Annotated in this window: 13 protein-coding genes; 10 read left to right on the top strand and 3 right to left on the bottom strand. The window is 67.8% G+C overall.

Translation table 11 applies throughout. The features are described from left to right. Nucleotides 1-137 precede the first annotated feature (137 nt). The 4 genes from VGN72_02185 to VGN72_02170 all read left to right on the top strand — a co-directional run bounded on the left by VGN72_02185 (nt 138) and on the right by VGN72_02170 (nt 5,711). Nucleotides 138-1,910 carry an N-acetylglutaminylglutamine amidotransferase gene (locus VGN72_02185; protein HEV7298144.1) on the top strand — a complete coding sequence of 591 codons (1,773 nt, stop codon included), beginning with the start codon at nt 138-140 and terminating at the stop codon, nt 1,908-1,910. 9 nt (nt 1,911-1,919) lie between these two features. Next, on the top strand, nt 1,920-3,689 hold the full coding sequence (gene ngg / locus VGN72_02180) for an N-acetylglutaminylglutamine synthetase (protein ID HEV7298143.1): 1,770 nt from the start codon (nt 1,920-1,922) through the stop codon (nt 3,687-3,689). A gap of 93 nt (nt 3,690-3,782) precedes the next feature. Then, a complete protein-coding gene (locus tag VGN72_02175; GenBank protein HEV7298142.1) occupies nt 3,783-4,535 on the top strand; it encodes a hypothetical protein in 753 nt (250 codons plus the stop codon). A gap of 246 nt (nt 4,536-4,781) precedes the next feature. Beyond that, complete coding sequence (locus VGN72_02170) at nt 4,782-5,711, top strand: DUF389 domain-containing protein (protein ID HEV7298141.1); 930 nt, start codon at nt 4,782-4,784, stop codon at nt 5,709-5,711. Between the two features lie 5 nt (nt 5,712-5,716). Here the strand turns inward: VGN72_02170 and VGN72_02165 are convergent, their stop codons facing one another. Beyond that, nucleotides 5,717-5,929, bottom strand: coding sequence for a hypothetical protein (locus tag VGN72_02165; protein ID HEV7298140.1), 213 nt, complete (start codon nt 5,927-5,929; stop codon nt 5,717-5,719). A 70-nt stretch (nt 5,930-5,999) separates the two neighbouring features. On the opposite strand from VGN72_02165, the gene VGN72_02160 reads away from it, so the two are divergent. Continuing rightward, nucleotides 6,000-6,650 carry a PEP-CTERM sorting domain-containing protein gene (locus tag VGN72_02160; protein ID HEV7298139.1) on the top strand — a complete coding sequence of 217 codons (651 nt, stop codon included), beginning with the start codon at nt 6,000-6,002 and terminating at the stop codon, nt 6,648-6,650. 44 nt (nt 6,651-6,694) lie between these two features. Here the strand turns inward: VGN72_02160 and VGN72_02155 are convergent, their stop codons facing one another. Both VGN72_02155 and VGN72_02150 read right to left on the bottom strand, forming a co-directional pair. Then, nucleotides 6,695-7,621, bottom strand: coding sequence for a hypothetical protein (locus VGN72_02155; GenBank protein ID HEV7298138.1), 927 nt, complete (start codon nt 7,619-7,621; stop codon nt 6,695-6,697). 15 nt (nt 7,622-7,636) lie between these two features. Next, a complete protein-coding gene (locus VGN72_02150; GenBank protein ID HEV7298137.1) occupies nt 7,637-8,461 on the bottom strand; it encodes a hypothetical protein in 825 nt (274 codons plus the stop codon). Between the two features lie 304 nt (nt 8,462-8,765). Between VGN72_02150 and VGN72_02145 the strand changes: the two genes are divergently transcribed. The 5 genes from VGN72_02145 (at nt 8,766) to VGN72_02125 (ending at nt 14,078) form a co-directional block, all read left to right on the top strand. Then, nucleotides 8,766-9,551, top strand: a complete 786-nt coding sequence (locus tag VGN72_02145; protein ID HEV7298136.1) for a hypothetical protein — start codon at nt 8,766-8,768, stop codon at nt 9,549-9,551. A gap of 75 nt (nt 9,552-9,626) precedes the next feature. Next, the gene (locus VGN72_02140) at nt 9,627-10,049 is read left to right on the top strand and encodes a hypothetical protein (protein HEV7298135.1); all 423 of its coding nucleotides are present in this window, start codon (nt 9,627-9,629) and stop codon (nt 10,047-10,049) included. Nucleotides 10,050-10,169: 120 nt separating this feature from the next. Continuing rightward, the gene (locus VGN72_02135; GenBank protein HEV7298134.1) at nt 10,170-10,589 is read left to right on the top strand and encodes a hypothetical protein; all 420 of its coding nucleotides are present in this window, start codon (nt 10,170-10,172) and stop codon (nt 10,587-10,589) included. A gap of 315 nt (nt 10,590-10,904) precedes the next feature. Beyond that, nucleotides 10,905-12,119: an osmoprotectant NAGGN system M42 family peptidase gene (locus VGN72_02130; protein HEV7298133.1), complete on the top strand. Its 1,215-nt coding sequence runs from the start codon at nt 10,905-10,907 to the stop codon at nt 12,117-12,119. A gap of 120 nt (nt 12,120-12,239) precedes the next feature. Next, nucleotides 12,240-14,078 carry an ABC transporter substrate-binding protein gene (locus VGN72_02125; GenBank protein HEV7298132.1) on the top strand — a complete coding sequence of 613 codons (1,839 nt, stop codon included), beginning with the start codon at nt 12,240-12,242 and terminating at the stop codon, nt 14,076-14,078. Nucleotides 14,079-14,174: the final 96 nt, after the last annotated feature.

Raw genomic sequence — 14,174 nt, 5'->3', positions numbered from 1 at the left:
TAGAGCCTGCCACCCAAAACATTAGGCCGCCGCCGGGCCTGTTTTTGGGTTCATCCCTCGCCAGCATTCTGGTAGTACGAACGATCCGGATCACAAGTCGACCGACCCAACGGAGCCCGAAAGGCGAAGGCAAGCCCATGTGTGGAATCTGCGGTGAACTACGACGAGAGACTTCGGCTACGCCCGACGCGGTGACGCGCATGAGCGAGCGCCTCACCCGCCGCGGGCCCGACGGCACCGGCGTTTACGCGCAGAAGAACGTCGCGTTCGGTCACCGCCGGTTGAAGATCATCGATCTGTCCGACAAAGCCGCCCAGCCGATGGTCGACCCCGAACTGGGACTGGCACTGGTCTTCAATGGCGCGATTTACAATTACCCCGAGCTTCGCCGCGAACTGCAGGAGAAGGGGTATCGCTTCTTCTCCACCGGCGACACGGAAGTCATCCTGAAGGCCTACCACGCGTGGGGCGAAAACTTCGTCGACCGATTGGCCGGCATGTTCGCGTTCTGCATCTGGGAGCGCGACACTGGCCGCGCTATCATGGGGCGCGATCGCCTTGGCATTAAACCGCTGTACTACAGCGAGCTGCCCGATGGCGCGCTGCGTTTCGCCTCCACGTTGCCCGCGCTGGTGGCGGCGGGGGGGATCGACACCACGATCGACCCCGTCGCCCTGCACTGTTACATGACGTTCCACGCCGTCGTGCCGGCGCCGTTCACCATCCTCAAGGGCGTGCGCAAGCTGCCGCCCGCCACGGTGATGACGATCGAGCCCGACGGCTCGCGCCGCCAACGCACGTATTGGGAACCGAATTTCAACCAGCGGCCCGACGAGCACGATCGCCCGTTCGGCGAGTGGCGCGACAGCGTGCTCGACGCGCTGCGCCTCGCCGTGAAGCGCCGCATGATCGCCGACGTGCCGGTGGGCGTGCTGCTGTCGGGCGGGCTTGATAGCAGCCTTGTGGTCGGGCTGCTGGCCGAGCAGGGGCAGCGCGATCTGAAGACCTTCTCGATCGGCTTCGAATCGGTCGGCGAGGAGAAGGGGGACGAGTTCGAGTACAGCGACATCATCGCCAAGCATTACTCCACCGACCACCACAAGATCTTCATCGATTCCAGCCGCGCGCTGCCGGCGATTCGCGAGGTCATCTCGGCGATGAGCGAGCCAATGGTCAGCCACGACGCGATGGGCTTCTACCTGCTCAGCCAGGAGGTCGCCAGGCACGTGAAGGTGGTGCAGAGCGGGCAGGGGGCCGACGAGGTCTTCGCAGGCTATCACTGGTACCCGCCGCTGATGAACAGCACCGACGCCGCCAGCGACTACGCGCGCGTCTTCTTCGATCGCGACTTCGCCGAGTACGGCCAGGCCGTCGACGACCGCTTCGTCACCAAGGACCACGCGCGGGCCTTTCTGGCCGAACACTTCGCCCGCCCCGGGGCCGATCGTCCGATCAACAAGGCGCTGCGCATCGACACGTCGATCATGCTGGTCGACGACCCGGTGAAGCGCGTCGACAACATGACGATGGCCTGGGGCCTAGAGGCGCGCGTGCCGTTCCTCGATCACGAGTTGGTCGAGCTGGCCGGCCGCGTGCCGGCCGAGTTCAAGGTGAAGGAGGGGGGCAAGTACGTGCTGAAGGAGGCCGCGCGGCAGGTCATCCCCGCGGGCGTCATCGATCGGCCTAAGGGTTACTTCCCCGTGCCGGCCCTGAAATACCTGAAGGGCCCGTACCTGGAGATGGTGCGGGACGTGCTCGAATCGAAGCAGGCGCGCGAGCGTCAACTGTTCAAGCCGGACTACGTGCAAATGCTGCTGCGCGAGCCCGAGCGACACATCACGCCGTTGCGGGGTTCGAAGCTCTGGCAGATGGCGTCGCTGGAACTGTGGCTGCAATTGCAGGGGTTGTAAGCGATGGCGATGGCCGACATGTCACACGGCGCTTCCAACATCAACGATCCGGCCACCGTCGACCCGCTGGCGCAGGTGGGGCCGTCGATCCTGAACTGGCTGCGCCCGCCCGAGCCGGCCGGCGCGCAGCAGGACGTGGTCGTCGACATGGGGTGGGGCCGGTTGATCTTCGCGCACACGTTCGCCGATAACGACGCGCTGCTTTCGACCATTCTGGCCGAGGGCGTCGGGAAGCGCGACGTCGCGTTCTACGTGCGCGACCCGCACGTGCTGGTCTCCATGGCCCCGCACGAGCTGTTCCTCGACCCCTCGCACACGTACCGCCTCTGGCTGCACCGCTACCAACGGCAGGCCGAGTCGCCCTCGTCGCTGCTCATCCGCCCGGCGCGGTCGATCGGCGACGCCGCCGAGATCAACCGCATCTACGGCACGCGGCACATGGTGAAGGTCGACCCCGACTACATCGCCGCCGCCCGCCACGCCGACCGCGCCGTGCAGTTCATCGTCGCCGAGGACCCGCACACCGGTGAGATCGTCGGCAGCGCCGCCGGCGTCGATCACCGCCGCGCGTTTGCCGATGCCGAAAACGGCGCCAGCCTCTGGTCGATCGCGGTCGACCCGCAGGCGTCGTGCCCGGGCATCGGCCGCGCGCTCGTGCAGCACATGGTCGACCGCTACGCCGCCGCGGGCCGCGCGTACGTCGACCTGTCGGTGATGCACGACAACACGCGCGCCATCGGGCTCTACGAGCGCGTCGGCTTCGAGCGCGTCCCCGTCTTCTGCCTGAAGCGCAAGAACGCGATCAACGAATCGCTGTTCGTGCCCGCCCAGCCCGAGGCGAAGCTCAACCCCTACGCGCGCATCATCGTCGACGAGGCCCGCCGGCGCGGCATTGGCGTGGAGGTGCTCGACGAGGAAGCCAACTACTTTGCGCTCACCTGCGGCGGGCGGCGCATCGTCTGCCGCGAGAGTTTGTCCGAGCTCACCAGCGCCGTCGCCATGAGCCGCTGCGACGACAAGCGCTGCACGCTGCGCCTGCTGGACAAGGCCGGCCTACGCGTGCCCGTGCAGCAGATGGCCGGCCTGCCGAGCGACAACCACGCGTTCCTCGACCGCTTCAAGCGCGTCGTCGTCAAGCCCGCGCGAGGCGAGCAGGGGCGCGGCATCTCGGTCGACCTCCGCACGCCGGCCGACCTCGATGCCGCCATCGAGCTCGCCCGCCAGGAATGCCAGGACGTCGTCCTCGAACAGTTCTGCGAGGGCGTCGACCTGCGCATCGTCGTGATCGGCTTCAAGGTCGTCGCCGCCGCCATTCGCAGGCCCGCGCAGGTGGTGGGGGATGGCCGTCACACCGTGCGAGAGTTGATCGAGCAGCACACGAAACGCCGCATGGCCGCCACCGGCGGCGAGAGCCGCGTGCCCATGGACGCCGAGACCGACCGCTGCGTCCGCGCCGGCGGCTACGAGATGACGAGCGTCCTGCCCGACGGCGTCGTCCTGCCCGTGCGCAAGGCCGCCAACCTGCACACCGGCGGCACGATCCACGACGTCACCGCGCAGCTGCACCCCGTGCTCGCCGACGCCGCCGAGCGCGCCGCCCGCGCGATCGACATCCCCGTCACCGGTTTGGACTTCCTCGTACCCGCCGTCGACGGCCCCGACTACGTCATCATCGAAGCCAACGAGCGCCCCGGCCTGGCCAACCACGAACCGCAGCCCACCGCCGAGCGCTTCGTCGACCTGCTCTTTCCGCAGATGATGACGGCCGCGCCAGAGTAGGCTGTGTGCCACGGCATCCCACCGGGCAGCGCAGTCGCCCAGATGCGGCCCGCTCGCGCTGGTGTCCTCTCGTTCAGTGAAAGGTGGCTACGCATGGTCATGGTCGTGGCCTTCATCGCAACGGCGGTGTTGGCGATCGTGCTGATCGTGGCGGCAGGCATCGACGCGCTGCGCGGCACGCCGCGCAGCAGGTGGTTGTCGTTCGCCGGCGGCATGGCGATCGGGTACGTCTTCCTGCGGCTGTTACCGGAACTCACCCATGCGCAGCAGAAGGTGCGCGAGCACCACACCCTGTCGACGTGGCTTGAGGAACACCTGTTGTTCCTCGTCGCCCTCGTTGGCGCGGCCCTCGTGTTCGGCATCGAACGGGCCGCCAAGGGCACCCGGCAGATGCGCCCCGGCGCCGGCGGCCGCGCCGCCGAGGAGCGCGCCGCCAACTGGGTCTTCTGGCTGCACATGGGGGTGATGGCCGTCTACACCGCGCTCATCGGTTACCTGCTGTTCGACGAGGGCAAGCAGACCGTGACGGCCGTGGCCGTGCTGGGCATCGTGATGGCCACGCACTTCAGCGGCATCGCCGTGGGGCTGGAGCGCGACTACCGCTCGCTCTACGCGATGCGCGGCCGCTGGATCCTGGCTGCGTCCACCGTCGCCGGCGCGCTTGTCGGCTACGCGACCGAACTGCCCGACTTCGCGTTCCACTTGTTGCTCGGCGTGCTGGCGGGCGTGGTCATCTTCAACGTGATCAAGGAAGAGATCCCGCCCGACCAGCAGAGCCGCTTCTGGGCGGTGGCCCTCGGCATCGTCGCCACCACGACGCTGTTGTGGGCCGTGGCGGGAATGTAGGGCGTGTTATGCACCTTCGGGGTCGGCAACGTGGGCCTGACGGCGCTGGGTGCCACGGTTTGGTACTCCAAGCCGTGTTCCTCGTGGGCCAGCACGGCTTGGAGTACCAAACCGTGGCACCCAAGCGAGTCTCTGAACACGCTCTAGGCGCGGCCGTGGTCACCGCGCTGTGGCTAAACGAAAGCCGGCCACGGCAATTCGCGCGTTTCGGCAACAACGCCGCAGCGCGGCAGGAGCAATGAACGCATGCCTAGAACCGTAGATATTAGCGTGCCTTCCGAGCGGGCACCCGGGCTCATCGCGCAGGTGAAGGACATGGACGGCGTGATCGCCGTGCGGCACTTCCCCGGCGCGTCGGTGAAGGAACCGGGCGACCTAATCAGCCTGGAGATTCTCGACACGCGCCTGCACGGCCTCGTGCGCCTGCTGCAAAGCGCCGGCATCGGCCGCGACGCGGGCACCACGATCGTCACCAACTCGCCCGTTAGCGTCGTCGCGCCACAGCTTATCGAGCGCGTGGCGCGCGACGACACCGAGTGCACGTGGGAAGAGATGGAATCGGCCATGGCGCGCGAGAGCAACATGACCGCCAACGGCGTCACGGTGATGGCGGTGGCGGGCGTGGTGGCGGTGATGGGCATCGCCACAGGCGCGGTGCACGTGGTCGTCGGCGCGATGCTGATCGCGCCGGGCTTCGAACCGCTGACGCGCATCGGCCTCGGCATCGTCGCGCAGAGCCGCGCGTGGCAGCGCGGGTTGAAGGACGCCGCGATCGCCTACGCCACGCTCCTGCTCTCGGCGATCGCCGCCGCCGCCGTGCTGCGGTTGGCCGGCCAACCGCTGCTCACCGGCGACACCTACCTGCCCGCCGCCTCGCTGGTCACCTACTGGTCGACCGTCACCTTCCCCAGCATCGCCTCCAGCGTCGTGGCCGCGGTAGGGGGCGCGGTGCTGGTGGCGGCTGGCCGCGCGTTGCTCACGGGCGGCGTGATGATCGCCTTGGCACTCGTCCCCACGCTGTCGCTGTTCGGCATGGCCCTGGTGGCCGGCGAATGGCAACTCGCCGGCCAGGCCGCCATAAGGTGGATCATCGAGGTCGCGCTGGTTCTTGTCCTGTCGACCGCCGTCATGCTGTGGAAGCGCAACCGCGTCCACCAGCGCCCGTCGATGATGTAGGCCGATCAGCGCACCGTCGTCGTCCAGCCCATCACCAGCTTCACCGCGGCGCGCGCCATCGTTGGAAGATGCACCGCGCCTTCACCAGCCGAACCATCGCCCGCCGCAGCGCTGCTATAGGTTCGCCACCTTATCAACGTCTTCCTGATGTCGTTGATCCTCAGTCCGACTTTGCGCTTGAAACGGCGGACTCTGCCGCTATCTTCGTGCCCGTCCACTGCTGGCCGGTACGGAGGCGGGGCATCGGGCGCGTGGGTGCGCTCGTGACGACAAACAGCATTAACACACATGCATCCGTTCGGCAAGCTCGCTACGGCTACGGCCATCGTCATCGGTCTGGGCAACGTCGCGTCGGCGGCGATCGTCGATTACCGCCTGCAGGCGGACGTCAGTTTCCTTGGCATTCCCAGCCTGCTGCCCCCGGCGTACCAGGACGTGCAGGTGGGCGACACGTTCTACGTCAACTTCAGCATCGACACCGGCGTCGCCGACAGCCACGGGTTCAACTGGTGGGGCATCTACGACAATGCCATGCAGAACGTCACGCTCTCCGTGCCGTCGCGCAACATCAACGCCAGCTACGGCAACGGCACGATCGACGTCTCCAACGGCACCACGCACCACCAGTTTGACGAGATCCGCTGCGACATCCCGCTGAACGACGGCCTCAACTCGACGTTCATCTTCTGGCTGCGCACGTCGTCGCTCGATGGCGTGAACGGCCCGTCGGTGCTCACGAACGACGTCATGCCCGCCCAGATCGAACTGTCCCAGTGGAACCACAACCGCACGATCGGCCTGTACCGCTTCAACGGTAACGGCGGGCCCACGATCTTCTCGGGCCAGGCGACCGTCGCCGTCCCCGAGCCGGCGACCGTGGGCCTGCTCGGCATTGCCGCCGTCTCCCTGCTCGCCCGCCGCCGCCGCAGTCAGGCCTAAGCCGTGGCGCCAGGCGTTCGTGCGCAGCGGCGAGGCACCTTCGCTCACGCCGCCTGCGCGTCTTCCGTTGGGCCTTCCAACTGCCGCGGTTCGCGCGTTGTTGGCGCGGGCAGGGCCGATGCTTTCACGTCGTTCGCCACGAACGCGCGGTCGATCGTTTCCAGCACCGCCACGATGTAGCGCTGGTCGCGTGTCGCGGGGCCGGTGGCGGTGGGGTCGGTGGTCATCAGCTGCGGGCGGTTGTGCGTCGGCGTGGGCATGTAGTGGTGCGTCGCCCCCTCGATCCACCCGACCGCCGTCGCGCTGAACGGGCCCACGTTGCCCACCGAGTCGGCCCACCGCGCCCAGTAGACCACCCGCATCGCCACGCGCGCCATCGGCGGCACCAGCTTGATCGGCGACCGCGTGAACGACCGCAGGTACCACGGCCGGCCCGCCAGGTTCGCGCCCGGGTGCGCGGGGATCGGTTCCTCCGGCGGCACCAGGTCCACGAACAACTCCAGCCGCACCGCGCCGGCCGGTTTGGCGACGCCGTGTTCCAGCGATTCGAACTTCAACTCGTGCACCGGCACCGCAGCGCCGGCCTCGTGCAGCGCCCGCACGAAGCGCAGCCGCGGCGGCTCCTGCGGGCAGGGCAGTTGCTTGGCCTTGGCCGCGCGATCGCGCAAGAACAGCTTGTACTTGGTCAGCGGGGGGACGCGCGGGTTGCCACGAATGTAGCCGGCGATCCTGCGGATGACCTGCTCGGCCGCGACGCGGGCGTCCTCCTTGGCGCGCGTGGCCACCGACGACCGCTCGCCCATCTTGGTGGCCTGCAGCGCCGCGGCGTATCGCGTCACCACGGCCGTCAGTTCCTCGGCATCCTCGCGCGTCACGTGGTACGCCTCGGCGTCGCCCGCCACCGTGCGCATGACGTGCCCGGCCATCGCGGCGAAGTCCTGATCGCCGTTCGGAATGAACTTCTTCGACATGCGGCTCCCGTTCGTTTATCGGATGTTCCTCGCGCCCGCCCGCCGATCGCCCATCGCGGCGGCGCAGCCCTGCCCCTGTTCATCGGCCACAAACGCCATCGCCCTCCACCGGCACGTCCGATACACGATTCGAGCCTCGGCGCTCGCGCCGCTCGCCTCGCGACATCGCCCGCCCAGCCCCGCGCTGCCGCGCTCCGCCCACCGCCCGTCGGCCCGGCCCGGCCGCCCGCCCGCAGCGCCGTTCGAAATCGCGCCATGGCTGCCACGCGCTGGCCACCGCCTCCAGCCCGGCGGCCGAGCCTCGAGGCTCGGCCGCCGAGCCAACGGCGCCGCCCCCGAGCCGCGCGTTTCCACCGCCAACTCGATCTCGCCCGTCGCCAACCCCTTCCCCCCGGCGCTCGTCACGTGCCCGCCGCCAGTCGCCCCGCACACGCCCAGCCCCACCCCGAACCCACCGCCCCTCCACGCGAACCCGCCGCCCGCCACACCGTTCTCGCCCACGCCCACCCCGTTCACGCCGGCCACCCACGCGAACGGGCCCGCCACCACCCCGAACACGTCCGTCGCGCGCACGAACGCGTTGGTCACGCGCACGAACAGGTTGGTCACGCGCACGAACATGTCCGTCACGCGCACGAACATGTCCGTCACGCGCAGGAACACGTTGGCAACGCGCACGAACAGGTTGGTCACGCGCACGAACAGGTTGGTCGCGCGCACGAACATGTCCGTCACGCGCACGAACAGGTTGGTTACGCGCACGAACACGTTCGTCACGCGCACGAACACGTCCGTCACGCGCATGAACGCGTTCGTGGCCCGCACGAACAAGCGCGTCACGAACCTCCCCATCCCAACCATCGAAGCCCACCCGGTCGCCACCCACACGACGACGCCCACCACGCCCATGCGCCCCTACGCGCCGCACGCGCCCTCGCGGCCTTTAGAGCCGAGCACGTCTTGATGTAGCGGGTGCCACAGGTCGCGGTACGCCGAGACCTGTGTCTTCGGTCGCACAGGACGACACAGGTCTGCGAGTACGCCGACCTGTGGCCCCCAGACGGGTCGCTACACCAAGATGCGCCCTGCTCTAGGTGGCTCGTTGCATCCGTCGTTGTGGCGCACAACGTGTTAGTATCATCGCATGAACCCCGTTCGGCAGAAGGTGGAACTGGACTACGGCACGCCGCCCGTGCGGCCGATGCGGCGGAACCTTCGGCGCGCGGCGATCGGGGTGACGGTGTTGGTGGCGGGCGTGATGGCGGTGAAGATGGTGACGCCGCGGGTGGTGGAGCGGGGCCGGCCGCACTGGGTGGCCTATGACGGGCAGCGGAAGGTGGAAGCCGTGATCGCGCCGCCGGGCGCGGTCCTCTACAGCGAGGAACCGGCAGAGATCGCGCGGTTGACGGGACAAGCGCAGTACGAGCTGCGCACCGCGGACGGCGGCGGGACGGGGATGCCGACCGTCGCGCGACTGTCGGCGTCGTACAGCGACCCGCAGCAGCTCGAAGTGAGCTACCGCTCGGGCATGGCGCCGATCGGCCTGCGGCGGGTGCCCGGCGGGCCGTGGCGGTTGATCAATCTGAATGGTGGCCAGTACGGTACACAGCCAGACGGCTCGCGAAACGCCCTGTTTCCGACCTACGATGTGCGGACGCGCGCCACGTTCCAAGCCGCAGCGCGGCCCAAGCAATTGTGGTACGGCATGAACCGCTTGACGCTCGCCCCGACCGACCGCGTGACGATCCTGGCGGGGCAACTCGACCCGGCCGACGAGTCACGCTTCACGTTCGACTACACCCTCAACGGCGCGCCCGGCACCGTGGACGGCCACCTCGGCGCCGACGACAACGTCACGTTCACGATCCGCTCCGGCCCCGCAACGACGATGCCCTACACCCCGCGGTCTGGACGGCAGAATTTCCCTTGAGCGCCGGCCGAACGTCAAGGGAGGAGTACAATCCTCGCCACCGGCCGCCGGCCGGATAATCTTGGGCGGTGCCACATGGCAGACCTTGAACGAGTCAACATCAAGCTAGTCGCGGACGATGGGTCCGCCCTTGAGGGCGTGTTCGAGTTGGATCATGAGTCTGAGGCTTGCGTGCTCACACTGGACTTCGCGCGAGAACGCTTGCGGGCCGAGGCGTCCGATTACTTCGAGGCGCTAGCGGACATACGTGGACAACTGGCCCAGCGGAAGCTCAGGCCCGTCTGCTACGGCGCGTCGCGAAACGTGTTCCCGTCGGGCATGGCTCGGGACATGGGAGCGGGCCTGAAGGCGTACCGCTTAACGCTGGGAAAGCCTGCGCGGATGAAGGACCTGGTCGGCATTCTCGACGTGGGCCCGGATGTAGACCCGGTGCCCGTTGAGGAGCAACGAACATTCTTCGAACGCTGGCTGGAAAGCGCGTCGACGGACCAAGGATAGGTCCCTCGGTGAGGGAAGCGGTCCGCAGAGTACCAGAGGACGCTACGTGACTGCGCACGGCGTGTGGCACGATGGCTCCGTTCCGTTGATGGAAAGTCATTTGCCCGGAGCTCCATGACTTTGAGTAACGAACAGTTGCAGGTGGACGAAGTGGTGGCGGCGCTTAGGCAGCGAGGCGGATGCACGCTCGTTCACATCGATTCCGGCCACGAAGTCGACCTCTACAACGGTTCAGGAGAGGACGCGCGGCCGTGGGTGGTCAGGTACTCAATGCAGGAAATCCCCGACAAGCCGCTTCTGACGCAAGCGCTGTCGCTCGGGCTTGAACTCCGCGATCCATGCCCGGGCAGCGGGGTTCGGCGCTACGAGTTGTACCGGCACGTCATGGGGATCACGGCCGTGGCGATCAAAGCGCTGGCGCTGACCAGGATGCTGCCGGGCGTGCCCGCGAACGCATGGCTCTGGGTGACGGACGGAGAGTATGATCAGCGCGGCGAACCGCCTGAGCCACCGAGTCCCTGGCCACCGGCCGGCACATAACGATCCTGTAGGGCCCGCCGGTACGCCTGCGGACCATTCGCCCGGTGAGAGAAGTCCTGTAGGGTGGGGTTGATCCCCACCGTCTTTCGAGCAGAACCAACTGGTGGGGATGAACCCCACCCTACGCTGAACGCCAAGACGCCAAGGTCGGAAAGAAGAGAGAAGTCAATTCTCTTGGCGTTTCTTCACTTGGCGTTCTTGGCGTCTTGGCGTTCATTCCGCTTCCTAACAAAGCCGCAGCCCAACTCGCCGCAGCGCACCGCGGGCGACGGGCGGCTGCGCGAAGCGTAAAACGGGCGCTGTGAAGCGGGGGGCATGTCAGTAGGATCAACCGACGAGGGTGCGGGTGAGCGGCGCGGTCGGGGCGATCGGGTCGTGGCGGCGGCGTCGTCGAACTTTCCACGGGAGCAACGCATCGCGATGAAGAAGCTGCCGATCGACATGGACTACCTGACCAGCACGATGCTGAAGCTGCTGGAGATCCCCAGCCCGTCGGGGTACACGGACCAGGTGGTCCACTTCGTGGGGCAGGAGCTGGACGCGCTGGGCGTGCCGTTCGAGCTGACGCGCCGCGGGGCGATTCGCGCGACGCTGGCGGGCACGGTGAAGGAGCCGGCGCGGGCGCTGGTGGCGCACGTCGACACGCTGGGGGCGATGGTGAAGGGGCTCAAAGCAAACGGGCGCGTTGAGGTGATGCCGATCGGCACCTGGTCGAGCCGGTTTGCCGAGGGGGCGCGGGTGACGATCTTCACCGGGCGCGATCCGCTGCGCGGCACGATCCTGCCGTTGAAGGCCAGCGGGCACATCTTCAACCGCGAGATCGACGAGCAGCCGACGAGCTGGCAGCACGTGGAGATTCGCGTCGACGCCCGCTGTGAGAACGCGGCCGACCTGAAGCGGTTGAACGTGGACGTGGGGGACTTCGTCGGCATCGACTCGGGCACCGAGATGCTGGACAACGGGTTCGTGAACTCGCGCCACCTCGACGACAAGGCCGGCGTGGCCTGTCTGCTGGCGGCGGCGAAGGCGGTGGTGAAGGCGAAGGTCACGCTGCCGTTCGACTGTTACCTGCTGTTCACGCTGAGCGAAGAGGTGGGCAGCGGCGCGTCGGCGGTGCTGCACGGGCACGTGGCGGAGATGGTGGCGGTGGACAACGCCACGCCCGGCCCGGGGCAGGCGTGCGACGAGTTCAGCGTGACCGTCTGCATGATGGACCTGAGCGGCCCGTTCGACTACCACCTGTCGCGCAAACTGCTGCAGCTGGCGGGCGGCCACGACATCGCTGCCAAGCCCGACGTCTTCCGCTATTACCGATCGGACGCCGCCAGCGCCACCGAGGCGGGCAGCGACATCCGCACCGCGCTGATGTGCTTCGGCGTCGACGCGTCGCACGGCTACGAGCGCACGCACGTGAGCGCGCTGCGGGCCGTGGCGGAACTGGCCAGCGTGTACGTGCAAAGCCCGCTGACGTTCGGGCGCGATCGGAAGGACCTGGGGCCGTTGAAGGGGTTCCCGACGCAACCGATGTGAAGGATGTGCACGATGGCGATCACACATCCCGAGAACGCGGCTCTCAACCGTACCACGGGCGGCCCGCCCGTGTTCTCTTTTTCCAAAGCAAAGACACGGGCGAGCCGCCCGTGGTACGTGATGGCCATCGCTTTTCTCTTCACGAGCTCGCTGCTCCTGCTCGCGGGCTGCGGGCGCAGCGAGAGCGCCCCGCGAGACGCAGCGGCGCGGCGGGAAGCGGGCGAGCTGGTCGTCGCGCTGCAGGATGACGGCAAGACGCTGGACCCACACAAGGCGGCGGATGCGGCGTCGATGCATCTGATCGAGAACCTCTACAGCACGCTGCTGCGCTACGCGCCGGAGTATGGCGAGGTGGAGCCGGACCTCGCCGAGCGATACGAGGTGTCGCCCGACGGGCTTGTGTACACGTTCCACCTGAACCGGGCCGCCACGTTCCACAGTGGCAGGCGGGTGACAAGCGCGGACGTGAAGTACAGCATCGAACGCATCCGCGAGTCGGAAGTGCGGGCGGCGCACTTCGCAGCAGTGAAAGAGATCGAGACGCCGGATGAGCACACGGTCGTGCTGCGGCTGGCCGAACCGTTCGCGCCGCTGCTGACGTACGTGGCCCACCCGATGAACGCGATCGTCGACCGCGATGTGGTGGAAGCCAACGACGGCAGCATCGATCGCGTGGCTGCGGGCAGCGGGCCGTTCAAACTTGTGGAATGGCGCAAGGAACAGCACCTGGCGATGGCACGGCACGAAGGCTATCACGTGCCGGGACTGCCGCGATTGTCGCGCGTGGTCTTCCTGCCGATGCCGGACCCTACCGTGCGCACGATCGCGCTGCGCAATGGCGAGATCGACCTGATCCTCGACGTCACCGGCCGCGACGAGCGCGTGCTGCGGCCGGCGAAGAACGTGAGCGTGGCGGCGGTGCCGGGCACGTTCTGGGAGTACGTCGGCATCAACACCGCCCGCGAGCCGTTGAACGACGTGCGCGTGCGGCAGGCGATCGCCTGGGCGATCGACCGCGATGCGATCAACCGCGTGGTGAAGCTCGGCGCCGCCACGGTGCTGGATGGCGGGCTGATTCCACCGGGCCATTGGGCGCACGCGGGGCTGTCGATCTACCCGCAGCGAGATCTGGACAAGGCCCGCGAACTACTGACGGCCGCGGGCGTGCAACCGGGCGAACTAAAGTTGATCTGCAAGGTGGGCTCGGCGTTTCCCTATCAGGTGGCGGCGGGGCAGATGGTGAAGCAGCAGCTGCGCGACGTCGGCATCGAAGTGCAGCTGCTCGCGCAGGAGTCGGGCGTCTTCTTCGAGGCGCTGGGCAAGCACGACTTCGATTTAACCGTGGTCGGCTGGGTGGGCTTCGTCGATCCGGATGAATGGACGTACGAGCTGTTCCACTCGAAGGGCATGTGGAACCAGCAGTCGTACAACAACGCGCGCGTCGACGCGCTGCTGGAGGAGGGCCGCCGCACGACCGACCGCGCCGCGCGGCAGCGCGTGTACGCAGAGGCGCAGCGCATCATTACCGACGAGGCGCCGATGGTCTTCCTGTATGCGAACGATCAGGCGTCGGCCGCGCTGCCGGCGGTGGGTGGGTTCGTGGTTCACCCGACCGCCAGCACGATCTTCCTGCGCGACGCGGCGTTGGACGGCAGCGGCCTGATCGTTACGCCCGCTGTTGAGGCGGCTGATCTTGGTCGGCAGGGGATTCAGGGGGATCGTGCAGCAGTGCGTCGATTCGCTGCGACAACTGGTCCCAGGTCATCCCCTTGGTCAGGAAATCCCGCGCCCCGAGGCGCATCGCCTGCGCCACGGTCGCCGGGTCGTCCGTCCCGGAATAGACCGCCACGGGCACCTTCGCGTAGCGCGGCTCTTCGGACAGGGCTTGAAGCAGGTCGAACCCGTCGAGGCCGGGCATCGATAGGTCGAGCAGGACCAGATCGAGGTTGCCGTTCCTAAGGTGCTTCATCGCTTGCACGGGCCCCGACGCGCAATGGGCGGCGTGGCCGGCGTTGTTCAGCAGGCGAACCAGGGGCGTGCAGGTGGTCGGGTCGT

The organism is Tepidisphaeraceae bacterium (genome assembly GCA_035998445.1).
Classification (GTDB): domain Bacteria; phylum Planctomycetota; class Phycisphaerae; order Tepidisphaerales; family Tepidisphaeraceae; genus DASYHQ01.
This window is presented reverse-complemented; position numbering and strand designations above follow the sequence as displayed.